The organism is Arthrobacter sp. CC3 (assembly GCF_039907775.1).
Taxonomy (GTDB): Bacteria; Actinomycetota; Actinomycetes; order Actinomycetales; family Micrococcaceae; genus Arthrobacter.
In genome coordinates this window covers 67674-93619 of the sequence record NZ_JARCCY010000017.1, presented here as the reverse complement: position 1 = coordinate 93619, position 25946 = coordinate 67674, and the positions used below count along the sequence as shown (strand labels likewise).

The window sequence follows — 25946 nt, the reverse complement described above, 5'->3', positions numbered from 1 at the left end:
ATAAGAACCATGACTGACATGTTCCTCGAGAAGTTCCGCGCGCTTGTTCCGAAGTATCTCGAAGACGAATGGCAGGAAGAGGACGGGCTGTCCCCCGAAGAACTCGACGAGGCCCTGTCCGAGCACCAGTTCCAGGTCCCCTTGGTCCTGCGGGAGTTCTACCTGGCAGTGGGCGGCTGCGAGGACCTCATGGAGGCGTACCACTACTTCTGGGACCCCGAGGAACTCGAAGTTGATGACGAAGGCTTCCTGATGTTCCTCGAGGATGAGGAAGAACAGTTCACCTGGGGCTTCCGCGTGGGCGACCTCGGCGTCCCGGACCCCATCGTGTACCGCCGCAACAACGCCCGCGGCCAGTGGAAGAGCGAAGAAGGCACGTTCTCCGAGTTCGTGTTCGACATGTTCGAGTGGGCGTTCGAGGGCGAAGAGGACTAGGGTCCGGCCGCCGCCTTCCGCGTTTCTCCTTCTGCCGTCGTGACCCTGTTTCAGCCCCAAGGCCCCGCGACACGCCCCTGCTCAGGCGTGTCTGCCCACGGCCCGGCCGAAAAAGGGTCACGACGGCGACGCGAGGCACTGTGCCTGGCTCACCGCGCGGGGGCGAACCTGCCTTCCCTGTAGAGCCGCAGTATGACCAGAACCTCCTCCACCATGGCGTCGGGGTTGTGCACCACATCGCCGTAGTAGTAGCGAAGGGTCAGCCTTCCCCCGAGCATGCTGACCCTGCTCCGGCGGTGGTCCTTCTTGATCTGCCGGGGTTCGAAATGGGTCGAGCCGTCCAATTCAACCACCAGGCATTCCTCCACCAGGCAGTCCACTTCGCCCACGCCCGGCAGTTCCACGTGCATTCGAACTCTGAGGCCTGCACGGACGAAATGAGTGTGGGCCAAGATTTCCAGCGGCGAGTCAGCACGTCGAATCAAGAGGTCCAATACGGAAAGGGCCCTGCCGTTCCGCCTCCCCGGCAGCTGCTTCCTGAGGAACTCGGGCGATATCAGCCCGCGGCCCACTGCTGACTGCACCATCACCAGCGCTTCGAGTTCGGGCAGGCACCTCAGTGCGTGGATCAACACGTCCGCCAGGCCGGCCGCAGGCAGTGACGGATGCCCCGGGTGGGTGCAAGGTGCGTGGTCCACGACTCCCGGCCTCGGGATTCCGTTCCCGCAGCTCAAATGCACATTCCGCGGCTGGTGCAGAGCCCAGAGATCGTAGAGCGGGGCCGCGGAAATACACGTGAGCCTGCCGTTCGCCCGAAAGGCGGCCAGGACGGCGTCGTCCGCGGTTGCTGTCGCGTAGATGCCCCTCAACGGGCGGATCAGCAGGCCGCCTGCCACCGCGGCTTCAAGCTCCGCCCGCTGAAAGCCGCCGGCCAGCAACTGGCTTCGTTTTGCCGCTCCGCCCCGATGCCGGAGAAATCCAAGGAGGTCCATCCCGCCATGGTGCTTCCGCGATTCAGGCTGCACCAGCACGCGGCGAGGCTATGTGGACAGACTTCAGCCGCCGTGCCGACCCTGTTTCTAAGCCAACTACCTGCGACAAGCCGTGTCCGCCGCGATTTAGTGGATGCAGCCAGCAAGACAGGGTCACGACGGACGCGGCCGGCACCCCAAGAACTGTGACACGCTGATTAACATCATGGTTCGCATTTGTGACAAAGCTGTCATAGACTAATTCACGGATCCACTAAATGCCTCCGGTGGATCTGATGCGAACGGAGAAATGGCCCCGGTTCGACGCAGCGTATGACTCGTATTGCTGCAGAGAACCGGGGCCATACCGTTTAAGCCTGACATCGCCCCGCGCGCGGCAGAACCCGAGGCACACGAACCGGCGGACCAGGCCCCGGCTACACGTCCCCGAGGTCTTGGCGGTCCAGGCGCTCTTCCATCCGCTGCAGGGCTGCCGCAGCAACGTCAGCTTCCCGGCCCCGTTCTCCGGCCAACGCAAGGAGCGGCGCCGCGGAGTCAGCCTCGCAGATGTCGCCGATTGCCTTGAGTGCGGCCAGTCGCACACGCTCGACAGGGTCTCCTGCCAGACGGACCAGCGCGGGCGCGGCCTCCGCGATTTCCCGCAGCCTGCACACCTTGGCGCACATCTCCCGGACACGCCAGTGCGGGTCGGCCAGTCCCGCGATCACAGGGAGTTCGGCCCGCGGGTCCCATACATAGAGAAAGGTCCGGGCACCCCACACCCTGAACCAGTAGGGCTCCCAGTCCGGATTGCCGCCGAGCAGCCTGACGTCAAGGCCGCCGGCAGGGCTGCCAGCAGGGCTGCCGCCTGTCAGGAGTTCCGCGGCCCGTTCCACCACCTCGTCCATGCCGTAGAGGTCCACGGCCCGGCCGATAAGCACTGACGGATGCGGCCTCACGGCACGCGGCTCTCCTTCACGCGGCTCCACGCGGCGTTGAGAAGACTAGCTCGCGCGGTCCACCACGGCCAGCGCGAAGCTGGTGAGCGATGACTTGACCACGCCTTCGGGCAGCGGCGCCAGCGCGGCGATGGCCTCATCGGCCCAGGCGCGCGCCACAACCCACGATTCCGCAGTAACCCGGTGCTCGCGCAGGCCCGCCACGGCGGCGGCGAGTGCCTCATCCGAGGAGAGGTCGCCGTCGATCAGTTTCAAAAGTTCGACGGCGGACTGGTCACCTTCGGCGGCGGCGTTGCGCAGGAGCAGCACCGGCAGGGTGGGCACGCCTTCGCGCAGGTCCGTGCCCGGGGACTTGCCGGACTTGACCTTGACGCCGGTGACGTCGATGACGTCGTCGGCCAGCTGGAAGGCCACACCGATCTTCTCGCCGTACTCCACCAGCAGCGGCTCGTACGCTTCATCCGCACCGGAGAAGATGGCGCCAAGCTGGCCGGAAGCAGCCACCAGGGATCCGGTCTTGTCCGCGATGACGGACAGGTAGTGCTCCACCGGGTCCTCGTCGGGGCGGGGCCCCACGGTCTCGTGCAGCTGGCCCAGGCACAGCCGTTCGAAGGTGCGGGCCTGGATTCCCAGCGCGCGCGAGCCGAGCTCGGACACCAGGATGGACGCGCGGGCGAAGATCAGGTCTCCGGTGAGGACGGCCACGGAGTTGCCCCAGACCTCGTGGGCGGTGGGCGCGCCGCGGCGGAACGGGGCCGAGTCCATCACGTCGTCGTGGTACAGGGTGGCCAGGTGCGTCAGCTCAACCACCACGGCAGCCTGCACTACGGCCGGCCTCGAGGCGTCACCGAGGTGGGCGCAGAGCAGGGCCAGCAGCGGGCGGATCCGCTTGCCGCCGGCTTCCACCAGGTGGCGCGACGTCGCGTCAGCCAGCGGATCGGAGTTGGCAATGGCCTCGCGGAGCTTCTTTTCCACGCGGGCAAGGTTGGTGGTGATGGCGGGGCCCAGCTCCGGGTCTTCGGCGATGGCGGCAAAACCGGCCGGCAGTTGGAGCCCGGTGGCGATGGCGGTGGTGCTGGGCTCGGGCTCCCTGGCGTCCGGCAGGCCGTGTCCGGCGTGGGTCCAGCTGTGCTTGGCAGAGTTCGTCACGGGTTAACCCTAACTTTTTGTTGCGGAAACCGCGGAGGTGTAGCTGGACGGGGACAGGGAGGTGTTGGACGTGGCAGGCACCAGCGCCTCCAGGAGCCTGATCACCCGGTCCTCGAATCCCTTGGCTGATTCATCCGTGACGTTGGCCATCAGCCGGACTACGAACTTCATGAGGGCGGGCAGCGGCATGCCGGTCCGGAGCGCGAGCTTCATCACGGACGGCTTGCCGATCACCGAGGCGAACGCGCGGCCCAGGGTGAAGTGGCTCCCCCACTGGCCGCGCACATAGTCCGCGTACCCCTTGAAGTGGAGGTCGGCGTCGTCGTGCGTCCATTTGGCGTAACGGCTCTGCCAGGTGCTGGCGTCGATGACATATTCGGCCGCAAAGCGGGCGGATTCCATGGCGTAGGAGATGCCCTCGCCGTTGAACGGGGACACCATGCCGCCGGCGTCGCCCAGGAGCAGCAGGCCGGGATAGTAGTGCGGGGTGCGGTTGAAGCCCATGGGCAGGGCGGCGCCGCGGATCTCGCCCACCTGGTTTTCCGGGGTGAAGCCCCATTCGGCGGGCATGCCGGCGGTCCATTCGCGCAGGACCTGTTTGTAGTCGAGCTTGCCGAATTCCGCGGAGGAGTTCAGGATGCCCAGGCCCACGTTGGAGGTTCCGTCGCCCACGCCGAACACCCAGCCGTAGCCGGGGAGCAGTCCGCCGTCGCGGCCGGGGAGCTCCAGCCAGCCTTCCATCCAGTCGTCGTCGTGACGCGGGCTGGTGAAGTAGGTGCGCACGGCGACGCCGAGCGGGCGGTCGTCGCGCTTCTGGATGCCCAGGGACACGGCGGTTCGGGATGAGTTTCCGTCTGCTGCCAGTACGACGTCGGCATGGAAGTCACGCGTCTCGCCCGTCTTGCGTCCGGACTCGTCAAGGAGCGCTGCACGCGCGCCGATGACGCGGCCGTCCGGCGCGCGCAGGGCTTCGGTGACGCTGTGCCCTTCGAGGATGGTGGCCCCGGCGGCCTGGGCGTGCCGGGCCAGTTCCTCGTCGAAGCCCAGGCGCGTGCGGATCAGCCCGTACGTGGGGAAATCGGAAACTTCCGGCCAGGGCAGTTCGATGGTGCGGCCGCCGGCGATCAGCCGAAGGCCCTTGTTGCGTCGCCAGCCGGCCTCCTCGGAATGCGGGAGGCCGAGCTTCTGGATCTCGCGGACGGCGCGGGGAGTGAGCCCGTCACCGCAGACCTTCTCGCGCGGGAACCTGGTTTTTTCCAGCACCGTGACGGGGATGCCGGCCTTGGCGAGGTAGTAGGCGGCAGTGGACCCTGCGGGGCCGGCGCCGACGATCAGTACGTTCACGGCAGGTTCGGCTAGCCCGCGGGCCGGGTGATGTTGCGGCGGAGCTTGGCCACGGGGCCGGTGTGGCTGGCGATGGCCGAGGCACTGCCGTCCGGCGTTGAACCGGCGGGCTTGTGCGCGCGGTGCACGGCAACGATGCCGCCGCTGAGGTTGCGGTAGGTGACCTTTTCCCAGCCGGATTCCTGCAGCCAGCCGGCCAGGTGGTCCTGGTCCGGCCAGGCACGGATGGACTCGGCCAGGTACACGTACGCGTCCGGGTTGGAGGAGACCTTCACGGCGATGGCGGGCAATGCGCGCATGAGGTATTCGGTGTACATGGTGCGCCACAGGGGAACCACGGGCTGGGAGAACTCGGCGATGACCAGCTTTCCGCCGGGCTTGGTGACACGCAGCATTTCCGCCAGGGCCTTCTTGGGCTCGTTGACGTTGCGCAGGCCGAAGGAGATGGTGGTGGCGTCAAAGCTGTTGTCAGCGAACGGCAGGCGGGTGGCGTCACCGGCGATGAAGTCGATGTCGGGGCGACGGCGCTTGCCCACTTTGAGCATTCCCAGGGAGAAGTCGCAGGCGATGACGTCGATCCCCGCGTCCGCGTAGGGCTCGCTGGAGGTGCCCGTTCCGGCGGCGAGGTCCAGCACCCGCTGGCCCGCCTTCACATCCATCGCTTCGACGACTACCCGGCGCCAGCGGCGCGTCTGTCCCATGGACAGGACATCATTCACGACGTCGTATTTGGGGGCGACGTCGTCAAACATCGTGGCTACTTCGTCCGGACGCTTATCCAAGGATGCTCGGTTCACCATGACATTGTCTCAAATGTTGGGCGGACCCACGAACCGGCGCCCGGGCAGCGCGGCGGCGGAGCTCAACAGGGTGCCGGCCACACTCGGGAGTAGTGTTATCTCATCATGACGAGCACGCTCCGCACCGGCACTATTAAGACACTGACAGTCCCCCTGGATGGAAGATCATTCTCCGGGGGGCTGCCGTCATTTCTGGTACGGGACGATGTCCTTTGCTGGACCCGCCGCGAAGCCGGGCTGGTGGGCTTCGGCGAGATCGCCCGCTTCACCGCCACCGGGCCCGAGCGCTTCCTCGAGGCCGATATCTGGTGGCGGCACCTGGTTCTCGAGGCGGACGTCACCGACTCCGTGGACTGTCCCGGCACCGGTCCCGTGGCCTTTGGCTCCTTCGCGTTCTCCAAGGTGTCCACGCACCGCTCCCGGCTGATCGTCCCCGAAATCGTGGTGGGGGTCAGGGACGGCCGCGCCTGGCTCACCCAGTTAACGTTCGACGACGGCGAACTCACCGAAGCGGGCGCCCTCGCCGCCCTGGACCGCTGGCTGGATGAGGACCCGCTTGACTCCGACCCGGGAGCCGACCCGATTGACGACGAGGGCGACGGATCCGACGCCCCGGCCGCCGCCGTCGTACTCGCCCAGGGCAACCGTCCCGGCGGCGGGAGTGCCGCGGACCTGGGCGCCGACGTCGTACCCAAACTTGAAACCGGATCGCTCAGCGAGCACGACTGGATGGCTGCGGTGACTGCAGGCGTCGCCGAGATCCGCACCGGCAAGCTGGAGAAGCTGGTGCTGGCGCGGGACATTGTGGCCACGATTCCCGAAGGCGTGAATGCCGCCGAGATCCTCCGCCAGCTGGCCGTCCGGTACCGCGAATGCTGGACCTACGGGGTGGACGGCCTGGTGGGTTCAACCCCGGAAATGCTGATCCAGGTGGAGGGACGCACGGCGCAGGCCCGGGTTCTAGCTGGCACCCTGGACCGACGCGACGCCGAGGGGATGGACGGCTCCCCGCTGGAGTTTGCCGAGCGCGTGCTGGCCGGGTCCGAGAAGCAGCGGCACGAACACGAGATCGCGATCCAGTCGCTCACCACCCAGCTGGCGCCGTTTTCCGAGGCGATGAACGCGCACAGCGAACCGTTCATCCTGGAGCTGCCCAACGTGTGGCACCTGGCTTCGGACGTGAAGGCCGAACTGACCGAGGTGGAGGGACACGTGCCCACCTGCCTCGCCCTCATCAACGCGCTGCACCCCACGGCTGCGGTCTGCGGAACCCCCACCACTGTGGCCGGCGCGCTGATCCGCAAGCTGGAGCACATGGACCGCGGACCGTACGCCGGTCCGGTGGGCTGGCTGGACGCGGCGGGGAACGGCGAATGGGGCATCGCGCTGCGCGGCGCCGTTGTCGAGGCACCGGACACCGTGCGGCTCTACGCCGGCTGCGGCATCGTGGAGGGCTCCCATCCCGAGGCTGAACTCGCGGAGACCTGGGCCAAGTTCCGGCCGATGCTCGAGTCGCTGGGCATCAAGAGCTAGAGTCGCTGCGAGGCCCGCGCCTGAGTCCGGGATTCCAGACAATGCTGCCGCGTGGGGTCTTGCGCTAGCCTCGGTATTAGTTATCCAATAGTGAAACTAAGTTTTCTGTGATGCACATCTCTTATTCGGCGATACACTATAAGCCGTTTTAGTCACGCATACCCCTGCAACAAAAGGTAAGAAACTATGCAGCCCATGTCCTCCGCCACGGCAAAGCTGGCCGCCAAAGCAGCCGCAATCCTCGCCGTCGGCGCCCTCACCCTCACGGCCTGCGGCGGCAGCTCCACCCCTGCCGCATCCTCCGCGGGCGGCGTCCAGCTCATCAACGCCGGCAAGCTGACCGTTTGCTCCGACGTTCCCTACGAGCCGTTCGAATTCCAGAAGGACGGCAAGATCGTCGGCTTCGACATGGACATCGCCGCCGAGGTGGCCAAGGACCTCAAGGCCGAGCTCAGCGTAGTGGACAGCTCCTTCGAGGCCATCGAGACCGGCACCGCACTCACCGGCTGTGACGTCTCCATCTCCTCGGTCTCCATCACGGACACCCGCAAGGCCGTTATGGACTTCTCCAACCCGTACATGGACGATGACCTGACCCTCGTGGCCAGCGAAGCCTCCGGCATCAAGGACATTGACAGCGCCAAGGGCAAGAAGGTGGGCGTCCAGCAGGCCACCACCGGCGCCAAGTACGCACAGGAAAAAGGCATCGACGCGCAGCAGTTCGAAGATTCCGGCCTCCTGGTCCAGGCCCTCCAGGCGGGCACCATCGACGCCGCCCTGGGCAACCAGTCCGTCCTGGCCTACGCCATCAAGGACGACGCCAAGTACAAGCGCGTGGAGAACTACGCCACGGGCGAGAAGCTGGGCATCTCCATCAAAAAGGGCAACACGGCCATGGCTGACCAGGTCAACTCCACGCTCAAGCGCCTGACCGACGACGGCTCCCTGAAGAAGTACGAGACCACCTGGTTCGGCGAAGCCGCCAAGTAGCACCCCGGCCTGAGACCGACTCAGTTGAGGCCCCGTACCGCTGGACGACAGTCCGTACGGGGCCTCATCTGCGCAAAACGAATGTGAGAACACCATGGCAATGACCGCACGTCAACGAGCCAAAGTCAGCCTGTACGTCCAGGCCGGAATCTTCGTTGTGGCTGTGGCCGCGCTGATTCTGGCCACGGACTGGAAGACCATCGGCACCAGCGTCTTCAACTTCGGCAAGATCGGCCCGATGTTTCCGGACATCTTCCTGTCGGGCCTCAAGAACACCCTGATCTACACGGCCCTGGGCTTCATCGTGGGCCTGTCCGGCGGACTGCTGCTGGCGCTCATGAAGCTCTCCAGCTTCCCGCTCTACCGCTGGATCGCCACCGGCTACATCGAGTTCTTCCGCGGCATCCCCGCCCTGCTCGTGTTCATCGCCTTCGGCTACGGTGTTCCGCTCGCGTTCGGCGTGCAGTGGAACGTGACCGTCGTGGTGATGATTTCGCTGGGCATGGTGGCCGCGGCCTACATCGCAGAAACGCTCCGCGCCGGCCTGCAGGCCGTGCCCAAGGGTCAGCTCGAAGCCGCCCGCTCGCTGGGCATGCCGCAGTGGCGGGCCATGGTGTCCATCGTGATCCCGCAGGCATTCCGGATCGTGCTGCCGCCGCTGACCAACGAGGTCATCCTCCTGACCAAGGACTCCTCGCTGATCTACGTACTGGGCCTCACCGCTTCCCAGTACGAGCTCACCAAGTTCGGCCGCGACGGCATTTCCAGCCTGGGCGCAGGGCTCACCCCGCTCCTCGTGGCCGGCGCCTTCTACCTGGTGATCACCATCCCGCTGAGCCTCTTGGCCCGGAAGTTCGAAAGCCGCTCCGCGCGGACGAAGCGATAGGCAGGACAGTCATGAACGACGTCGTACATCCCTCAGACACAGCCGGCACCCGCGGTTCCGCCGTGCATGCCGCCGGAGTTTCCCTCAAGGACCTCCGCAAGTCCTACGGCACCAACGAAGTCCTCAAGGGCATCAGCCTGGACGTTGCCCCCGGCGAGGTTGTCTGCCTGATCGGCCCGTCCGGCTCCGGCAAGTCCACCCTCCTGCGCTGCGTCAACCTCCTCGAGAAGCCCAACGAGGGCACCATCCACGTGGGCGGTTTCGAGGCCACCGACCCGGACGTGGACATCGACAAGATGCGCCGCAAGGTGGGCATGGTGTTCCAGCAGTTCAACCTGTTCCCGCACCTGAACGCACTGCAGAACTGCACCATCGCCCAGACCAAGGTGCTCAAGCGCGGTCAGGCGGAGGCGGACAAGGTGGCCCACGCCAACCTCGAACGCGTGGGCCTGGGACACCTGGCCGACCGCTTCCCGGACCAGCTCTCCGGCGGCCAGCAGCAGCGTGTGGCCATTGCCCGCGCGCTCAGCATGGACCCCGAGCTCATGCTGTTCGATGAGCCCACCTCGGCCCTGGACCCGGAGACGGTGGGCGACGTCCTGTCCGTCATGCGGAACCTGGCCAAGGAGGGCATGACCATGCTGGTGGTGACCCACGAGATGGGCTTCGCCCGCGAAGTGGCCGACCGCGTGGTATTCATGGACGGCGGCGTTGTGGTGGAGGAAGGCGTGGCCGAGCAGGTCATCAGCGCCCCCACGCAGTCCCGCACCAAGGAATTCCTGAAGCGCGTGCTGGACCCGACGCACATCGACATCTCGAAGTAGTTTCTGGGTCCGGCCCGCGCGTTTCGACGCGCAAACGCCTTGGCGCACCTGGTATTCCGGGTGCGCCAAGGCATTTGCGCGTCACGGGACATTTTGCGCGTCGAGAATGGCAGAACGCGCACGACGGCGGGGCACCCCGCCCGCCGCCAGCTTCCGTTCCAGCCGGCCCGGCTGCATCAGGTCGGCCCACACCCACCGGACCACCGTGAACCCGAGGGCCCGGATCCGGTCCTCTCGGTACTTTTCTTCGACGACGGCCTGGGACGGCGTGCGCCCCTTGAGGTGCTCCAGTTTGAGGTACTTCTCCTCGCCGTCAAACTCACCAACCACCCTGGCCCGCTTCCAGCAGAAGTCGGAGTAGCCAATCAAACCCTGTCCATCCCTGAATGCCTGCTGGAGGACCGGAGCTTCGAACCCTGCAACGTGAAGGAGCGAGCGGCTGTAGGACTCCCCTGCGGAACCGGAGAGGGCATTTGCGAAGTCGAGCGCGGCGTGGATCTTGCGCTGTCTGGCCGCGCTATGGATGGATCCGATGCCCGCCCTGAGGTCGTCCTTACTCAAGGCGGACGGCTGCGCGGCAGTCCCCGGCCGAAGTACAGCGCCCGGCCGCAGTACATGGTCCAGCGGGACAAGAGCCTCCGCGAACGGCGTGAACGCAGCCAGGTCCAGCACGGTGCGGACCCGGGACGTGACCAGCAACCCGTCGCGCCGGACTACTTCCAATCCTGACGGGGCCGCGAAGTGGCGCCTGACCCCCGCCCGCGACCTCCCGCCGTCGTTCGTCAGGGCCAGGGCTTGAACCGGATGGCGGACGCCGATGGTGGGTACTCCCCACACGTTTGCCGCCGAATGCCTGGCAAAGATGGTTGGCTTCTGGAGCATTTCCGCGGCAGCTTGGATCTGCAGCCGGTACTTTTGCCAGTCCTTCAGCTCCCGCCAGGCCGGCCCGTCCGCGTACACACCGTGCCGGATCCTCACCAGGGCACCGGAGTTCACCTGCTTCGAGAGGTCCTTGGCAGTGAGCGCATGCAGCCCGCAGTCTCGGGCAAGGAGGAGCGTTGGGAGATCCGGCATGCACTCAAGCTGTCAGGACCAAGCCGCAGAAACGAGGAGACTGGGCTCGTATGTGGACAACGCCCGCAGCCTTTTTCGACGCGCAAATGTCCCTGCGCACGGGTTATTCGGGGTGCGCCGGGACATCTGCGCGTCATGAGACCTTTTGCGCATCGCGGACTACGGCGCCAGCACGCCCCGGACCGCATCTCCCACTGCCGCCTTGATCCGGCCGTGCAGCTCCCGAAGGCCCTGCCGGTCCGTGCGGACCTCAATGATGCTGCGGCCCTGCCGCGGTGCGGAAAGCGCCTCGGCGAGTGCCGCCGTCGTACTTACCGAGCAATGTTCGACGCCGTACGCTGCGGCGAGTGCCGCGATGTTCACGCTGTGCGGGGTGCCAAAGAGCCGTTCGACGGCGTTCCCGTACGTTCCGGACTCCTGAACGGCGCCGTGCTCCAGGAGATTGAAGATGGCCCCGCCCTCGTCGTTGAGGACCACGATGCGCAGCAGGGGATCGTTCTCGGCGAAGCCCAGGAGGAGCCCGCCGGCGTCGTGCAGGAAGGTGACGTCGCCTACGAGCAGGGTGGTTTCCTGCCGGCCGCCCCACGCGATGCCTGTGGCGGTGGAGATGGTGCCGTCGATCCCGGCGAGGCCGCGGTTGGCGAAGACGGTGGCCTGCGGTCCGGGCGTGGGCTGGCCGGCGAGGTCCACGTCGCGGATGCCGTTGGAGGAGCCCAGCATCAGCTGCCCGCGCGCGTGCTGCCACACCAGGGCGCCCACCGAGGGGCCGGACGCTGCGGTTTCCCCGGAGAGCACCTGGTCGAGCGCATGCTGGGCGGCAGCACCGGCCAGGAGCCACGCGTCCAGCCACGCCGCTGAGCCCCGGCCGGAGAAATCGGCGAGGTCGCTGAGATTGTCCAGGGGCAGCTCGGTGCGGCGGCCCGGCTCGTACCAGGCCACGGGAACGGGCTGGTAGAGGGCCGAGGGGACGTCGGCACGGGCCAGCAACTGCGCCACGGGCCGCGACAAGGTGGGCCGGCCGAACAGGACGACGCGCTCGATCGGCTGCGCGGAGTCCGGGCCGAAGTGCTCCAGCAGGAGCCGGTAGGGGCCCACGGCGTTGGGGCCGAAGCGCGAGTTGGAGGACGGTTCGGCGAGCAGCGGCAGGCCGTGCGCGCGGGCGAAGGCTTCGGCGACCGGCCCGGCGTCGTGCCCTGCGAGCACCACGGTGCGCCGTTCCTCCAGCCCGGCGGGGGCGGGCGTGAGGGTGAGCGGCTCAGGGCCGCGGCCGATCTGCCAGATTCCCGGCCCGGCTGCCTCCGGCAGGTGGTCGCCGGCGGCCGGGACCAGCGGATCGCGGAAGGCCAGGTTCAGCTGCACGGGCCCGGGCGGCGTGTCCTCGAAGGCTCCCGTGGCCGCGCTGAGGGCGGTCTCCACCGCGCGCTGCGGGTCGGTGCCGGCAGGGACGTCGACGGCGAACCGGACGTGTTCGCCGAAGAGGTCCAGCTGGTCAGTGGTCTGGTTGGCGCCGGTCCCCCGCAGTTCGTCGGGCCGGTCGGCGGAGAGCACCACCAGCGGAACGGCGGCATGGTTGGCTTCCATCACGGCCGGCATGAGATTCCCGACGGCGGTGCCCGACGTCGTGAGCACGGCAACCGGCGCTCCCGTGGACAGGGCCAGGCCCAGGCCAGTGAACCCGGCCGAACGTTCGTCGATCCGGACCAGCAGTTCCACCCGGCCGGCGGCGTCGGCCTCGGCAAGCGCGTAGGCCATGGGCGCCGACCGCGATCCGGGCGAGACCACCACGTACCGCACGCCGCCGTCGAGCAGGGTTTTGACGGCGATCCGGGCTGATTCGACGGCAGTCAGGGTGCCTGCTGATGATTCGGCGGGGGTGCCGGTAGCTTCGGGATCTGTGGCGGCGCCGGTGGGATCACCTTCGGAAAGGGGGGCATCCTCGGCGGCGGCGTAGGTGTTGAGCGGGTCCAGCGGGTTCTCGGAAGTCACCAATCCAGTCTGCCACCAACCCCGCACCCTCTCTCACTTCCCTCAACGCAGTGAGAGAGCGTTGCCCAGACCCCGCAGGGAAGTGAGAGAGGATCCCAAGCCGCACATCAGCTCACACGAGTTAGGTAAACTGCAGCAAAGCAGTGTTTCCCATCCGGAGGATCAGCCCATGAACCGCAAGGCCACCGCACTGGACGTCGCCAAGCTGGCGGGTGTCTCGCGCAGCGCTGTGTCGCTCGTGCTCAACGGCCGCGGCGACGGCAACGTTGCCCTCGAAAGCCAGCAGCGCATCCGGGAAGCGGCCGCCGCCCTGAACTACTCGCCGAACAAAATCGCCTTGAGCCTGCGCAACCAGCGGTCGCGCATCATCGGCATCGTGTCGGACCAGGTGGTCACCAGCCCGTTCGACGGCAACATCATCGCCGGTGCGGACGCGGTGGCACGGTCGCACGGTTTTGTCACCGTGGTGATGGACACGGAACTGGACGAGTCCCGGGACGAAAGCGCTGTGGAAACCCTGCTGGACCGGCAGGTGGACGGGTTGATGTATGTGACCGTGGGCCTGCGTCCGCTGCACGTGCCCCCGAACATGGCCCGGGTCCCGTCGATCCTGGCCAACTGCTTCGACGACCGCCCCGAGGCCGGGCTTCCGTCCGTGATTCCCGACGAGGTCCGCGGCGGACGCGAAGCCGCCGAGCATGTCATGTCGCTCGGCCACCGGGACATCGCCTTCCTTGCCGGCGACTCCCTGACTCCTGCGGCGCCGCGGCGGATCGACGGCTACCGCGATGCTTTCAAGGTCGCGGGCATGCCCGTCAATGAGGACCGGGTCATCCAGGTGGGCTGGGATATCGACGCCGGATTCCACGGCGCCATGAAGCTCCTCGACGGGGTGGAACCACTCGCGCGTCCCACCGCGATCCTCTGTGCCAACGACCGCCTTGCCATCGGCGTCGTGCTGGCCTGCTACCGGCTGGGGCTCAACGTTCCGGAGGACGTGTCCGTTATGGGCTACGACGACGAATTCCGCGTCGCCAAGGCGATGGTCCCGGCGCTCAGCACCATGGCCCTTCCGCTGCGGGAAATGGGTGAGGCTGCCATGACGGCGCTGCTCGCCGAGGTGGAAGCGGTTCCGAACGGAAAGAACGACGACGGCGGCACGGGCGCCAGCGCCGGCGGCGGTTCCGCTACCGGCGCTGAGCCCGCGTCAAGCTCCGAGACTATGGTCCCCTGCCGCCTGGTGGTCCGGGATTCCACCGGCCCCGTCCCGGCCGGGCGCTGATGCCCAAGCGCCCCGTCCCGGCCGGGCGCTGATATGTAGGTCCGGTTGTCAATAGGCAGAGGTGAGCGGCTCCTGGCTTTTCGTTCCGGGGGCCGCTCATCGTGTGCCGGCCCGGTGGTGGGGTGGGGGTGCTGGCGAGTCGTTCTCGACTGCAGTGTCAGGCTGACATTCGCGGGTTGGTACCGCATGACGATTTGTTCGGCTGGAGCGTATCGGTGTCTAAGTTCGGGCGTCGACGGTGTAACCCGGTCTGCTCATAGCGCGATCTCGAGTTAGCTCCATGTGCTGCCACCGCATCTTCACCACGTCCCCGGGGGGCACGTTGGAGGGTCAGGCCGCGTTCATGCGTTCTCCTTGCTGGAGCGGGGCGGCCAGGGACCAGCACCAGCCCGCGAGCTCGCGGGCGATCGCGGTGTTGGCCTTGACGGGCATTTTGTGCCGTTCATCGAAGTGTTCCCACTTGCGGTGGAGCCGGTGGTTTCCCTCCAGGGCGCGGATCCGGGTTGCCGGGGCGACGAGATCGAGTTGGCGGATCAGCCGGTCCCCGGGGCGGGCGTAGGGGCGCCGGTGCTGCCAGGCGGCCTCGATGAGGAGCTTGCGGGCATAGGTGTTCCCGGCCTTGGTGATCGGGCCCTGGTGCCGGGACTGGCCCGAGGACTCCTCGCTGGGGACCAGCCCGAGGTAGGAGCCGATCGTTGAGCCGGTGAAGCGGGTCCAGTCCCCGATCTCCACGGCCAACCCAAATCCGGTCGTGACCCGGATCCCGCGCAGGCACATTAACGCGTCGATCACCGGGCCGTAGCGGCAGGCCGCGGCCGTGGCGGCCACATGCTTGTCGATGCGTTTCAGGTGCCCGGCAAGGAGTTCGGCCTGCTCGACGTCGGCCTCAAAGGTGAACTGCAGCGCCGGTTCCTCAAAGCGCTGGCGGTGCAGCCACAACCCGTGGTCCTTCGTCCATCTGCTCTCTTTGGGGTAGCGGATGCCGTGGCGCAGCAGGATCGCGTTCACGTGCTGGCGGGCGTGCGCGAGGTCTGTGGCCGTGCCCGAACGCAGCCGGGACAGGTCCCGCAGCGCTTCTTCCTCCGGGTCCGGGATGCGCACCTCGGTGACCGAGCCGACCGCAAGCATCTCGGCCAGCACCCGGGCATCCCGCTTATCGGTCTTGATCCGGTCCCCGGGGGCCCGCAGCAGCTTCGAAGACGCCGCAACCACACAGTTAATGCCCGCCGACCGCAGGTACCTGGCCAGGACGAACCCGGTCGGGCCGGACTCGTAGACGACCTTGACGGGCGGAGCGAACAGGCGGACCCACTCCAACACCAAGGCAGGGTCAGCGGGCATCGTGTGGTTGCTGATTTCTCCGGTGGCCGGGTTCAATGCATGGCCCACGACGTTGACCGCGTGAACATCCAGCCCAATGAAAGTATGCTCAAACATAAGCCGGGACCTCCCAAACTTCACATGTGGCACTACCATTGCACCCCAACGAGCCCTCAGGGCCAAGGGAGCCGTCAATGGCAACCCACGGACCCCTGTGAAACAGAAGGCCCCGGCCTCACCAAGCCTTTGAGCCCCCGTTCCGTGGCCCGTCCGGGACAAAGGACATCACCGCCGGGAATCAGGCCCCGCAGCGCCGCCAACCCCCGCAGACGACGCTGAGCACCCAAGCCGGCGCTGCGGGACCGGCCCGGCGATAATGGGCCGCCCGCGGACGGGCGGAACACCTCACCGCTCACTTCATATCGTCTAAGTCCCGGCCGGTTTAGCCGGCCGGGCCGCAACACCAGTCGCTACGAGGGCTGCTTCAGTTCCCAGACGTCCGCCGTGGCCCCGGACGGAAGCCGCAGCTGCCACTGCTCCCCCGCAGCCGGGTAGGCCCGCAGCGTCGTGGCCACGGAACCGGCCCGGTAGACCTCCACCAGGGAGGCATCCACGAAGACCCGCAGCTCCTCCCCCGGTGCGATGGTTCCGCTGAACACTGTCTGCTGGCCGGAGTCCCCCACGAGCAGCAGTTCGACGGCGGAGTCCCCGCTGCCGCCGGAAGCGTCCCCGCTGCCCGGACGAGCCCCGCCGGTCACCAGGGCCTCGGCAAAAGCAGGCAGCACAACGGACCCTGCGGCTTGGCTGGCCGTCAGCGTTCCGCGGTAGGCATCGATCTCCGGGGCGGGGCCCACGGCCAGGGTGCCGTCCACCACGGAGAGCTCACGCGGGAAAGTCAGGACTCCGGCCCAGCCGGCGGCGTCGATTTCGTCCTGGCTGCGGCCGCGGCGGCCGTCGCGGCCAGGTCCCTCGTTGGCCCAGCCCCACAGGAGCGCCCGGTCTTCGAGCGCCACGATCTGGGGTGCGTAGAAGTCGCGCCCGAGGTCGGACTTTCCGCCGCCGCGCGGCGTGAACACCGGCAATCCGGTCGCCGGGTCCTCGGTCAGCGAACCGACCAGGTGGCCCACGCCGTTGGCGTGTTCGTGCGCATCCCCCGAGAGCCAGAGCGAGAACATCATCAGCCAGGTTCCGGAATCGCCCGAGTCCCCTGCACCGCCGGAAGAGGCGCCGGACGCATCCGGAACCCGCACCAGCTGCGGGCATTCCCAGATCTCGGCCGGCGTGGATTCGGCGGCCACCGGGTTCTCCGAGGTCAGCCAGATGCCCTGGTACTTCCAGTCGGACATATCCTCCACCGTGTACAGGAGCAGTGCGGCGTGCCCGTTGGCGAGGCCGGCGCCCTGCATGGCGTAGCGCTTGCCGTTGAACCGGAAGATGAACGGGTCGCGGACGGCGGTGACCTGTCCGTCGGCGGGCATCGAGGCGGCAACATGGCCGGTCTGCTCCCAATGGACCAGATCCTCCGAGCCGCGGGCAATGACCACCTGCGAGTGGCCGCCGTCGCCGCGGACGCCCGAGTAAGCGGCGGTGGGGACACCGCCGTCGTCCGTCACCACACCGGTCCAGCAGCCGTACTCATCCGGCCCGCCGTGCTGCGGGCGCAGTGCCACCGGGTGTTCCTCCCAGCGCACCAGGTCGGCGGAGCTCACGTGGCCCCAGGCGATCTTGTGGTGCCGGGCGGAGTCCGGGTTGTACTGGAAGAACACGTGGTAGCGGCCGTTGATGTAGCTGATGCCGTTGGGATCGTTGATCCAGCCCTGTGCGGGACGCGGGTGGAACCGCGGGAAGGCGGGGTCGGGGTGGGCGGCGGCGACGTCGTCGAAGCGCATGGCGGCGAGGTCCGGGGAGGGCATGGCGGGGCCTTTCGGTGGGGAGGTTATTTTCCGGTGCCGGCCGTGAGGCCGTCCTGGAGTGCGCGCTGGCCGAACATAAAGACCACCAGCGCCGGAATCATGGACAGGACCACGCCTGCAAGAACTACTGAGATGCTGCCGGTTCCCAGGTTGCCCTGAAGGGAGACCAGTCCCAGCGGAAGCGTGAAGTTTTGTTCGGAGATGGTCAGGATGAGCGGGCGGAAGAACTCGTTCCAATGGAAGTTGAACGCGAGGATTCCCACGATCGCCATGCCGGGCATCGCCAGCGGTGCATATACGGAACGGAACGTTCGCCAGGGCGAGGCGCCGTCGATCGAGGCGGCCTCGGCCAGTTCGGCGGGGAGCCCCATGAAGTACTGGCGCATCAGGAAGGTGCCGAACGCCGTCGGAATGGCCGGGAGGATCAGCGCCAGCAGCGTGTCCGAGAGGCCCATGCCGCGGATCAGCATGAACACGGGCACGATCGTGACCTGGACCGGCACCATCATGGTGGCCAGCACGATCGAGAAGAGTGCGCCGCGGCCGCGGAACTTCAGGTGCGCGAACGCATAGCCCGCCATCGCCGCGGACACCATCTGGCCCACCGCGATCAGCCCGGTCACCAAGGCGCTGTTGAGGACAAGGAGGAAGATATTCAGCTGCTGGAATACTTCACCGTAGGACGTGAAGTCCGGGTTCCACGGGAAGAACGACGGCGGCAGCTTGAAGGATTCCAACGGCGACCGCAGCGAGGTGGACAGGGTCCAGAGCACCGGGCCCAGCGTCAGGGCTGCCGCGATCAGCAGAAGGCCCACGCGGAGGGCGAAGGTCCAGCTGAACCTGCGCCGCCTGGGAGCCGTTACGGGGAGGCCTTCGGAGAGCCGGGGGGAATGCCCAGCCAGGCCGTGGTCTGTAGTGGTTGTCATGGCTGGCCTTACTGGTAGAAGACGAATCGTTTGCTGAGCCGGAACTGCGCGGCCGTGATGGCCATGATGATCAGGGTGAGAAGCACGCCGATGGCGGACGCCTGACCGAACTCGAGTCGCTGGAAGGCCGATTCAAAGATGACCATGACTGCCGTGCGCGTGGAGTCGCCGGGGCCGCCGCGGGTCAGCACGTAGGGCTGGTCGAACACCTGCAGCGCGCTGATGATCGCCATCACCGAGGCCACGAGGGTGGTGGGGCTCAGCAGGGGAAGCGTGACGTGGAGGTGCTTGCGCCAGCCGGTGGCGCCGTCGATCGATGCCGCTTCGTATGTCTCCACGGGAATGGAAGCCAGTCCGCCGATGAACAGCAGGAAGGAGAACCCGAAGTTCTGCCACACGTAGACAAGGATCACGACGGCGGCGGATCCGCCGGGTGTGGTCAGCCAGGGCACCGCGGGGATGCCCGCCAGCGACAGGAACCAGTTGACCACGCCGAACTGTTCGTTGAAGAGGTAGCGCATGAAGATGGATACCGAGGCCGCGGACAGGATCAGCGGGAAGAAGAAGGCCGAGCGGAAGAACACGCGCAGCCAGGCCGGCATCTTCTCCTGCACCATGATGGCCAGCGCCAGGGCGAGCCCCAGCTGGAATGCCACCGCCACCACCACGAACACGATGGTGTTCAGGAAGGAGACCCGGACGGTGGGGTCCTGGACCACTTCGGAGAAGTTGTCGAAGCCCACGAACGTCGGCGCGGAAATGATGTCCCAGCGGAAGAAGGCGAGGACCACGGAGGCCACGATCGGGATCAGGGTGAACAGGCCCATGCCGAGGATGGTGGGGGCCAGGAAAATCCAGGCCAGCCAGCGCTGGCTGTGCCGTGACTTGGCGGTGGGTTGGTGCTGGGCCGGCACGGCCTGCCCGGCCGCCTGCCTCGGCCGCTCCCGCGGCGGGGTGGTGGTGCTCATGACTGCCTCCTCAAGGCCAGTTCAAGGTCGCGCTGCATGGAGGCGAGGGCCTGCTTGAGCTGGCGCTCGTCGCCGCTGACAGCCAGCGAAACGTTCTTCATCAGGGCCGTTTCGACGGCGGCCTGCTGCGGTGGGGCCGGGATGGGCCCGGTGGTGGGGAACCTGTCCAGGGTGTCGTAGAAGACCTTCCAGTTGGCGGGTCCCTTGCCGGCGTAGAGCTTCTCGTTGACCATGGAGCGGCGCGCCGGCGTCGTAATCGGGTTGGGGAAGATCAGTTCCATGGCCTCGCGGCTGGAGCTGAACTTGATCCATTCCCAGGCGGCGTCCTTGTCCTTGGCGGTCTTCATGATCGCGTAGCCGGCGGTGCCGAACTGGTGGCGCTGGGTCTTCCAGCGCGGGAAGAACTGGACGTCGAAATCGTTTTCGCCCATGCCGGCTTCGTGGAGGCCCTGCACCCAATAGCCGCCGGCCGGCGTCGTACCGATGCGGTTGGAGGCGAACAGCCCGACCAGGGAGCTGCCGCCGCCTTCCTCCGGGCGGACGCCGAGCCCGTCCTTGACCAGGCCGCGGAGGTAGTCGAAGGACTCGAAGACGCGGTCGTCGTTGGCGTTCGGCTCCAGCCACTGGTATCCGCCGGAACGGAGGCTGCGGGAGGGATCGTTGGCGTAGAAGCCGTCCCAGAGCCACTCCCCGCCGGAGGACCGGGTTTCCTTCAGGAAGCTGGTGTCGTTGGCGTAAAGCCAGGGCACCACACCGCCGAAGAGCCGGTTGGTCCAGTAGTACGGGGTGAAGTCCGAGGGGCGGGCCTTGCGCATGGCAGCCAGGCTGTTGCGGAAGTCCAGGTGGGTCCAGTCATCCGCCGGGCGGTCCAGACCGGCCTGCGCGAATGCGGTGGTGTTGTAGTACATGTTGGCGGCGTTCCAGTCCATGGGGAGCTGGTACAGGCTGCCCTTGTACATGAAGGCCTCCACCAGGCTGGGGTGGACGTCCTCGAAGAACTCCCGCATGTCCGCGGCGTCGCGGCGCACGTACTCGTCGAGCGGGTGGGCGAGCTTTTCCGCGAACAGCTGGGCGCCTTCGGTGGCCACGTAGACCACGTCCGGCGGTGTGCCTGCGGCCACCATGGTGAGGATCTTGGTGAAGAAGTCCTTCCAGTCGACGGCCTGGATGGCCTGGACCTTGACCTTGATTTCCGGGTGGATTCGGGTGAAGGCGTCGATGGCGCGCTGGCGGGCGGCGGCGTCCGCGGCGGTGCCCATGATGGCGATGCTGAGGCTGTTGTCCCCGCGGCCCGGAATGTCGGTCCCGGAGAGCCGCGGCCACGACGCCACGGTTGCTCCGATGATTCCCGCGCCGAGGGCACCAAGGGCGGTACGGCGGGTGATTTCCCGCAGGTGCCCGTTTGTGGCTCCGGTCATGTCAATTTCCTTCCTAACACGTGTTAGGAACTGTAGATCAACGACCTAACACGTGTCAAAAATCACACGTGCGCCCCCTCCCCAAACGCTCTCTCACCTCCTGCCACCCCAACCCAAACGCTCTCTCACCTCCCGGCGCCCGAAAGACCCCAATGCCCCGCCCGGCACGTTCTGACCTCCTCCACGCCCTGGCGGGCCGCGGCGTCGACGTCGGGGACACAGGGAGCGAGCGTTTCCCTAAAACGCGCAAGAAGGGAGAGAGCGTTCACCAAAAACAGGCAGGACCTGAGAGAGCGTTGGAAACGCCATGCACTCCACAGGGGAATGCTAAGCGCATAGACTCGTGGGAGAAGGAGGCCGACAATGGCAAAAGGTCCCACGGTTTATCACGTCGCAGAGCGGGCGGGCGTCTCCATCGCGACCGTCTCGTTCACCTTCCGGCAGCCCGACAAAGTGAAGGCGTCCACGCGCGAACTTGTCCTCGCTGCCGCGGAAGAACTGGGTTACGTCCCCAGCGCCAGCGCGCGCGGCCTGGCAAGGGGCCGCACGGGCGCCCTGGGGCTTTTTGCCTACGACTACCTGCTGGACCCGGCCGACGGCATCCGCGGCGACGGCCCGGCCCCCGAAAACACCGACAACACCGAAAACCCCGAGAACCCGGCGGCCGCCGACCTTGAGCGCCGGAACGAGGATCTCCGGCTGTTTCCGCTGTATGTGGACGAGGTCCAGCGTGGCGTTGAGCTCGAGTGCTGGCGCCGGGGGCAGGCGCTGCTCGTTGGCGGCGGAAACCCGGAAAACAACGAGGCCGTGCTGTCGGACATTGCCGGCCGCGTCGACGGGCTGGCCGTGTTTCCGCGTTCCGTCCCGAGCGAAGCCCTTGCCCGGATCGCCCGCCGCATCCCCGTGGTGGAAGTGTCCGAGAACGTGAACAACCGCGCGTTGGACCACGTCACTGTGGACAACATTTCCGGGGTGCGGGCCATCACCGAACACCTCATCTCCGCGCACGGCCTCTCGGATCTGCTGTTCCTTGGCGGCATGCCGTCCTCGGACAATGAGCAACGGCTCGAAGGTTTCCGGGCGGCACTTCACGATGCGGGACTGCCGGCAACGCGCGAGCCGAAATACCCGTGCGGCAGCGAACAATCCCTGACGGAAGTCGTCGCCGACATCCTTCGGCAGGGCTCATTGCCCGAGGCCTTCGTATGCGCCACCGATCAGGACGCGCTGGTGGTGATGGACGCCCTGGCCGCCGCCGGTGTCGGGATTCCCCAGGACGTTGCCGTGACGGGCTTCGACGGAATCGCTGCCGGGCGGGTCATCAAGCCGTCGCTTACCACCGTGCGCCAGCCCATGGAACAAATGGGACGCACCATGGTGGAACTGCTCCTGGACCGGCTGGACCATCCCGACAAGCCTGCCGTGAACCTCAGGCTTCCCGTGCGCGTCGTGCTACGTGAAAGCTGCGGCTGCCAGCCGGGCTAAGCCCGCCGCCGCAAACAACAGAAGCGCCCGACGACGGCGGGACTGCCCGCGCGGCACTCCTCGCCTTCGCGCTCCCCCACTTGAGCTTCGACCCGCGCGCCCCGCGCACCCCGTCCGCAGCCACTCCGGAAACCCTCCGTCGCGCCTCCCTCGCGCTCCCTCGCGCCGCCGGAGCACCCCAGCCGCGCCCGAGCACCCACTCCCCGCGCAACAACTTTCTTCCGGCTACCTGTTGCCAAGATCACATTCAATGCGCTTAGATTGGTTCGAGCGATAAATCAAAGCGCTTAGATACTTTTGCAGAACGGTGCCCTCACCGGCCCCGCCCCGCTACGCACCAGCCGAAGCACCGGCCCAGGCATGAGCCCGAAGCCAAGCCGAAGCCGGCCGCGCCTGCGGGACCGATGAAAGGAACAATGATGATCCATCCGAACGCCAAGAAGGCAGCCGCCGTCGGCCTCGCTGCCGCACTGCTGCTCACCGGCTGCGGCCGGGACTCCGCAGGTTCGTCCGCCGCGTCGTCGGCCAAGCCCGTTGCCTCGGGCCCGGCATCCGGCACCATCACGCTGTGGGCCCAGGGCAGCGAAGGCGAAGCCCTTCCGGCGCTGCTCAAGGAATTCGAAGCCGAAAACCCCGGCGTCAAGGTCAACGTCACGGCCATCCCGTGGGACGCCGCGCTCAGCAAGTACCAGACCGCCATCGCCGGCGGCACCACCCCGGACGTCGCCCAGATGGGCACCACCTGGATGGGCGATTTCGCCAATTCCTTCGATGCCACGCCCCAGGAGATCAGCACCAGCGACTTCTTCCCCGGCTCGGTAAAGTCAACCGAAGTCGAAGGCACCACCTACGGCGTCCCGTGGTACGTCGACACCCGTGTGGTCTACTACCGCAGCGACCTCGCGGAGAAGGCCGGCATCACCAAGGCGCCCGAAACCTGGGATGACTTCAAAGCCCTCGCCAAGGGTCTCCAGGAGAAGGCCGGGGCAAAATACGGGGTCCAGCTGCCCGCCGGCGTCGCCGGTTCGTACCTGGACACCCTCCCCTTCCAGTGGTCCAACGGCGCGAAGCTGATGAACGACGACGGCACCAAGTGGACCCTCGACACCCCCGAAGCGGCAGAGGCGCTGAAGTACTACTCCAGCTTCTTCGCCGACGGGCTCGCGTCCAAGGCCGTGTCCACCGGAACCACTGCCGAAGCATCCTTCGTGGACGGTTCCGCCCCCATGATGATCAGCGGCCCGTGGCACGTCGGCCTGCTCAACAAGGCCGGCGGCGCAGGCTTTGAGGACAAGTACAAGGTTGCCCCCATGCCCAAGGAGAAGACCTCAACGTCCTTCGTCGGCGGCTCCAACATGGTGGTGTTCAAGAAGTCCCAGAACCGCGATGCTTCCTGGAAGCTCCTGCAGTGGCTGTCCAAGCCCGAGGTCCAGCTCAAGTGGTACAAGGCCACCGGCGACCTCCCCTCGCAGCAGAGTGCCTGGAAGGACCAGTCCCTGGCGGGAGACAGCAAGCTCTCCGTCTTCGGCGACCAGCTCAAGACCACCAACAACCCGCCGGCCGTCACCACGTGGACCCAGGTCGCCGCGGCCGCTGACAGCGAAATCGAACAGATCGTCAAGGCCGGCAAGGACCCCGCGGAGGCGCTGAAGTCCCTGCAGCAGGCCGCAGATTCGATCGGCACCGGGAAGTAACAGTGGCCACCACCAACGCGCCGCCTGCCGGCACCAAACCGCCTGCCGGCACCAAAAGTGCCGGCAGGCCTCCGGCTCGCGCCAAGGTGCGCGCAGGGCAGACGCGGCGGCGCAGGAACGCGCTGACGGCGTGGCTGTTCGCGCTGCCTTTCGTCCTCATCTTCTCCGTGTTCATGCTGGGACCGCTGGTGTCGTCGTTCCTGATGTCATTCACCGACTTCACCAGCCGCGACATCGAGAACCCCCTGGCGGTCGGATTCGTCGGGATTGACGAGTACGCCGCGCTTTTCCGGAACCCGCAGTTCCTGCACTCCGTGTTGAACACGGCCTATTTCGTGGTGGTCGGCATCCCGCTCACCACGGTCCTTGCCCTCGCTCTTGCGGTAGCCCTCAACAACGGCATCACGCGTTTCCGCACCGCCTTCCGCGTGGGTTTTTACACCCCTGTGGTCACCAGCATCGTGGCCGTGGCTGTGGTGTGGCGGTTCATCCTGCAGCCTGACGGGCTCCTGAACGTCATCCTCGGCTGGGTGGGAATCGCCGGCCCGGACTGGCTCAACAGCACCACCTGGTCCATGCCGGCCCTGATCCTGCTGGCCGTCTGGCGGAACCTGGGCACGCTCATGATCATCTTCCTGGCCGGGCTGCAGGCTGTTCCGGGCGACATCCTCGAGGCCGCCGAAGTGGACGGCGCCAACGCCTGGCAGCGGTTCATGCGGATCACCCTGCCCATGCTGCGCCCCACGCTCCTGCTGGGAACCGTACTGCTCTCCGTCGGCTTCCTGCAGTTCTTCGAAGAACCGTTCGTCATGACCAAGGGCGGCCCTCTGGATTCGACCCTGTCCGTCAGCTACTTCACGTACAACCAGTTCGGGTTCGGCAAATACGGCCTGGCCTCCGCGGCCAGCTACGTGCTCTTCGTGGCCATCGCACTGTTGAGCCTGCTCCAATTCCGAGCCCTGCGATCCAAGGACTGAGGACCGATCCCCATGACGATCCCCGAAACTTCAGCGCCGCTTCCCGCGGCCCCGGCACCCGCCGCAGCGTCCACCGGAACGGAACCCGCCGCCGTCGTACGCGGAGCGATCCCGGCCGGAACCACCGGTGGTTCCCCTCAACAGCGCAACGCACGACGGCGGTCCAGCCGCCGCGCGCCGGCGCGCCGCACGCTGACCTACGCTGTCCTGGTGGTGGCCGTTTCCGCGACTCTCCTGCCGTTTGCCTGGATGTTCCTCGGCGCGTTCAAGACCCAGGGCGAGCTCCTCCGCCGGCCCATCACCTGGTGGCCGGAGCAGCCCACGCTGGACAACTTCCTGGTCTGGTTCAACGAGCTGCACATCGGCACGTTTTTCCTGAACAGCGTGGTGGTGGCCGTGTTCACTGTCCTCGGCAACCTGCTGTTCTGCTCCATGGTGGGCTACGCGCTGGCCAAGATGGATTTCCCGGGCAAGCGCTTCCTCTTCCTGCTGGTCATGGTCATGCTGATGGTCCCGGGTGTGGTCACGTTCGTGCCGCTGTTCGTGATGGTGAGCAAGCTGGGCCTGGTCAGCACCTACCCGGCCCTGATCCTGCCGTTCCTGGCCGCCCCGATGGGCGTGTTCCTGATGCGCCAGTTCATCATGGGCATCCCGGACTCCCTGATCGAAGCGGCCCGGATCGACGGCGCCGGCGAACTCCGCACGTTCCTGCGGATCGTTATGCCCCTGTGCGGGCCGCCGCTGGCCACCCTCGGCATCCTGACCTTCCTCGGGTCATGGAACAACTTCCTGTGGCCGCTGGTGGTGGCGCAGACCGAGGACATGTACACCCTGCCGGTGGCCCTGTCCCTGTATTCCACCGGCCAGAACGCCACCGACTACGGCCTGCTCCTCGCTGGATCGGTCCTGGTGATCACGCCCATCATCCTGCTGTTCGTCTCCCTGCAGCGCTACTTCATCCAGGGCGTCGCAGCCACCGGCATCAAATAGAGCCGCCTTCTCCCCTGCCCTT

The 25946-nt window shown here is 66.9% G+C and carries 22 protein-coding genes; 10 read left to right on the top strand and 12 right to left on the bottom strand.

What is annotated here, in order from left to right; translation table 11 throughout:
* Positions 1 to 9 precede the first annotated feature (9 nt).
* On the top strand, positions 10 to 435 hold the full coding sequence (locus PV761_RS12265; RefSeq protein WP_028271585.1) for a hypothetical protein: 426 nt from the start codon (positions 10 to 12) through the stop codon (positions 433 to 435).
* A gap of 149 nt (positions 436 to 584) precedes the next feature.
* On the opposite strand, the gene PV761_RS12260 is transcribed toward PV761_RS12265, so the two are convergent.
* From PV761_RS12260 to PV761_RS12240, 5 genes are all read right to left on the bottom strand, one after another.
* Complete coding sequence (locus PV761_RS12260) at positions 585 to 1466, bottom strand: DUF559 domain-containing protein (RefSeq protein ID WP_347897059.1); 882 nt, start codon at positions 1464 to 1466, stop codon at positions 585 to 587.
* A 377-nt stretch (positions 1467 to 1843) separates the two neighbouring features.
* Positions 1844 to 2365, bottom strand: coding sequence for a HEAT repeat domain-containing protein (locus PV761_RS12255; protein ID WP_347897057.1), 522 nt, complete (start codon positions 2363 to 2365; stop codon positions 1844 to 1846).
* A gap of 45 nt (positions 2366 to 2410) precedes the next feature.
* The gene (locus PV761_RS12250; RefSeq protein ID WP_028271583.1) at positions 2411 to 3514 is read right to left on the bottom strand and encodes a polyprenyl synthetase family protein; all 1104 of its coding nucleotides are present in this window, start codon (positions 3512 to 3514) and stop codon (positions 2411 to 2413) included.
* Between the two features lie 9 nt (positions 3515 to 3523).
* Positions 3524 to 4858 (bottom strand): geranylgeranyl reductase family protein, encoded by a 1335-nt coding sequence (locus tag PV761_RS12245; RefSeq protein ID WP_347897056.1) that lies wholly within the window; start codon positions 4856 to 4858, stop codon positions 3524 to 3526.
* Positions 4859 to 4869: 11 nt separating this feature from the next.
* Positions 4870 to 5655: a demethylmenaquinone methyltransferase gene (locus PV761_RS12240; RefSeq protein WP_347897079.1), complete on the bottom strand. Its 786-nt coding sequence runs from the start codon at positions 5653 to 5655 to the stop codon at positions 4870 to 4872.
* A 108-nt stretch (positions 5656 to 5763) separates the two neighbouring features.
* Here PV761_RS12240 and PV761_RS12235 point away from each other — a divergent pair, with 108 nt between their 5' ends.
* The 4 genes from PV761_RS12235 to PV761_RS12220 all read left to right on the top strand — a co-directional run bounded on the left by PV761_RS12235 (position 5764) and on the right by PV761_RS12220 (position 9891).
* Positions 5764 to 7191 carry a chorismate-binding protein gene (locus PV761_RS12235; RefSeq protein ID WP_347897055.1) on the top strand — a complete coding sequence of 476 codons (1428 nt, stop codon included), beginning with the start codon at positions 5764 to 5766 and terminating at the stop codon, positions 7189 to 7191.
* 186 nt (positions 7192 to 7377) lie between these two features.
* Positions 7378 to 8181 (top strand): ABC transporter substrate-binding protein, encoded by an 804-nt coding sequence (locus PV761_RS12230; RefSeq protein WP_347897054.1) that lies wholly within the window; start codon positions 7378 to 7380, stop codon positions 8179 to 8181.
* 94 nt (positions 8182 to 8275) lie between these two features.
* Positions 8276 to 9067 carry an amino acid ABC transporter permease gene (locus tag PV761_RS12225; RefSeq protein WP_347897052.1) on the top strand — a complete coding sequence of 264 codons (792 nt, stop codon included), beginning with the start codon at positions 8276 to 8278 and terminating at the stop codon, positions 9065 to 9067.
* 11 nt (positions 9068 to 9078) lie between these two features.
* Positions 9079 to 9891: an amino acid ABC transporter ATP-binding protein gene (locus PV761_RS12220; RefSeq protein ID WP_028271577.1), complete on the top strand. Its 813-nt coding sequence runs from the start codon at positions 9079 to 9081 to the stop codon at positions 9889 to 9891.
* An 81-nt stretch (positions 9892 to 9972) separates the two neighbouring features.
* On the opposite strand, the gene PV761_RS12215 is transcribed toward PV761_RS12220, so the two are convergent.
* Positions 9973 to 10965 carry a hypothetical protein gene (locus tag PV761_RS12215; protein WP_347897050.1) on the bottom strand — a complete coding sequence of 331 codons (993 nt, stop codon included), beginning with the start codon at positions 10963 to 10965 and terminating at the stop codon, positions 9973 to 9975.
* Positions 10966 to 11124: 159 nt separating this feature from the next.
* A complete protein-coding gene (gene menD, locus PV761_RS12210; protein ID WP_347897048.1) occupies positions 11125 to 12951 on the bottom strand; it encodes a 2-succinyl-5-enolpyruvyl-6-hydroxy-3-cyclohexene-1-carboxylic-acid synthase in 1827 nt (608 codons plus the stop codon).
* Between the two features lie 169 nt (positions 12952 to 13120).
* Here menD and PV761_RS12205 point away from each other — a divergent pair, with 169 nt between their 5' ends.
* Positions 13121 to 14233, top strand: coding sequence for a LacI family DNA-binding transcriptional regulator (locus PV761_RS12205; RefSeq protein WP_347897046.1), 1113 nt, complete (start codon positions 13121 to 13123; stop codon positions 14231 to 14233).
* Positions 14234 to 14563: 330 nt separating this feature from the next.
* Here PV761_RS12205 and PV761_RS12200 read toward each other — a convergent pair whose 3' ends face one another.
* The 5 genes from PV761_RS12200 to PV761_RS12180 all read right to left on the bottom strand — a co-directional run bounded on the left by PV761_RS12200 (position 14564) and on the right by PV761_RS12180 (position 20778).
* A complete protein-coding gene (locus PV761_RS12200; protein ID WP_347897044.1) occupies positions 14564 to 15670 on the bottom strand; it encodes an IS110 family transposase in 1107 nt (368 codons plus the stop codon).
* 353 nt (positions 15671 to 16023) lie between these two features.
* Positions 16024 to 17466: a glycoside hydrolase family 32 protein gene (locus PV761_RS12195; RefSeq protein ID WP_347897042.1), complete on the bottom strand. Its 1443-nt coding sequence runs from the start codon at positions 17464 to 17466 to the stop codon at positions 16024 to 16026.
* 23 nt (positions 17467 to 17489) lie between these two features.
* Positions 17490 to 18392 carry a carbohydrate ABC transporter permease gene (locus tag PV761_RS12190; RefSeq protein WP_347897040.1) on the bottom strand — a complete coding sequence of 301 codons (903 nt, stop codon included), beginning with the start codon at positions 18390 to 18392 and terminating at the stop codon, positions 17490 to 17492.
* Positions 18393 to 18400: 8 nt separating this feature from the next.
* Complete coding sequence (locus PV761_RS12185) at positions 18401 to 19360, bottom strand: sugar ABC transporter permease (protein WP_028271571.1); 960 nt, start codon at positions 19358 to 19360, stop codon at positions 18401 to 18403.
* A complete protein-coding gene (locus tag PV761_RS12180; RefSeq protein ID WP_347897038.1) occupies positions 19357 to 20778 on the bottom strand; it encodes an extracellular solute-binding protein in 1422 nt (473 codons plus the stop codon). Before PV761_RS12180 ends, PV761_RS12185 begins: the two co-directional genes overlap by 4 nt.
* 363 nt (positions 20779 to 21141) lie before the next feature.
* Here PV761_RS12180 and PV761_RS12175 point away from each other — a divergent pair, with 363 nt between their 5' ends.
* From PV761_RS12175 to PV761_RS12160, 4 genes are all read left to right on the top strand, one after another.
* Positions 21142 to 22263: a LacI family DNA-binding transcriptional regulator gene (locus PV761_RS12175; RefSeq protein ID WP_347897036.1), complete on the top strand. Its 1122-nt coding sequence runs from the start codon at positions 21142 to 21144 to the stop codon at positions 22261 to 22263.
* 419 nt (positions 22264 to 22682) lie between these two features.
* Positions 22683 to 23957 (top strand): sugar ABC transporter substrate-binding protein, encoded by a 1275-nt coding sequence (locus PV761_RS12170; RefSeq protein WP_028271568.1) that lies wholly within the window; start codon positions 22683 to 22685, stop codon positions 23955 to 23957.
* Positions 23958 to 24043: 86 nt separating this feature from the next.
* Complete coding sequence (locus PV761_RS12165; RefSeq protein WP_347897077.1) at positions 24044 to 24934, top strand: sugar ABC transporter permease; 891 nt, start codon at positions 24044 to 24046, stop codon at positions 24932 to 24934.
* Positions 24935 to 24946: 12 nt separating this feature from the next.
* Positions 24947 to 25924, top strand: a complete 978-nt coding sequence (locus PV761_RS12160) for a carbohydrate ABC transporter permease (protein WP_347897034.1) — start codon at positions 24947 to 24949, stop codon at positions 25922 to 25924.
* Positions 25925 to 25946: the final 22 nt, after the last annotated feature.

Coding starts and splice junctions, on each gene's coding strand:
- PV761_RS12185 (WP_028271571.1), bottom strand. CDS start 19,360: ATGAGCACCACCACCCCGCCGCGGGAGCGGCCGAGGCAGGCGGCCGGG.
- PV761_RS12225 (WP_347897052.1), top strand. CDS start 8,276: ATGGCAATGACCGCACGTCAACGAGCCAAAGTCAGCCTGTACGTCCAG.
- PV761_RS12160 (WP_347897034.1), top strand. CDS start 24,947: ATGACGATCCCCGAAACTTCAGCGCCGCTTCCCGCGGCCCCGGCACCC.
- PV761_RS12205 (WP_347897046.1), top strand. CDS start 13,121: ATGAACCGCAAGGCCACCGCACTGGACGTCGCCAAGCTGGCGGGTGTC.
- PV761_RS12190 (WP_347897040.1), bottom strand. CDS start 18,392: ATGACAACCACTACAGACCACGGCCTGGCTGGGCATTCCCCCCGGCTC.
- PV761_RS12170 (WP_028271568.1), top strand. CDS start 22,683: ATGATCCATCCGAACGCCAAGAAGGCAGCCGCCGTCGGCCTCGCTGCC.
- PV761_RS12215 (WP_347897050.1), bottom strand. CDS start 10,965: ATGCCGGATCTCCCAACGCTCCTCCTTGCCCGAGACTGCGGGCTGCAT.
- PV761_RS12175 (WP_347897036.1), top strand. CDS start 21,142: ATGGCAAAAGGTCCCACGGTTTATCACGTCGCAGAGCGGGCGGGCGTC.
- PV761_RS12200 (WP_347897044.1), bottom strand. CDS start 15,670: ATGTTTGAGCATACTTTCATTGGGCTGGATGTTCACGCGGTCAACGTC.
- PV761_RS12195 (WP_347897042.1), bottom strand. CDS start 17,466: ATGCCCTCCCCGGACCTCGCCGCCATGCGCTTCGACGACGTCGCCGCC.
- PV761_RS12220 (WP_028271577.1), top strand. CDS start 9,079: ATGAACGACGTCGTACATCCCTCAGACACAGCCGGCACCCGCGGTTCC.
- PV761_RS12230 (WP_347897054.1), top strand. CDS start 7,378: ATGCAGCCCATGTCCTCCGCCACGGCAAAGCTGGCCGCCAAAGCAGCC.
- PV761_RS12180 (WP_347897038.1), bottom strand. CDS start 20,778: ATGACCGGAGCCACAAACGGGCACCTGCGGGAAATCACCCGCCGTACC.
- PV761_RS12265 (WP_028271585.1), top strand. CDS start 10: ATGACTGACATGTTCCTCGAGAAGTTCCGCGCGCTTGTTCCGAAGTAT.
- PV761_RS12235 (WP_347897055.1), top strand. CDS start 5,764: ATGACGAGCACGCTCCGCACCGGCACTATTAAGACACTGACAGTCCCC.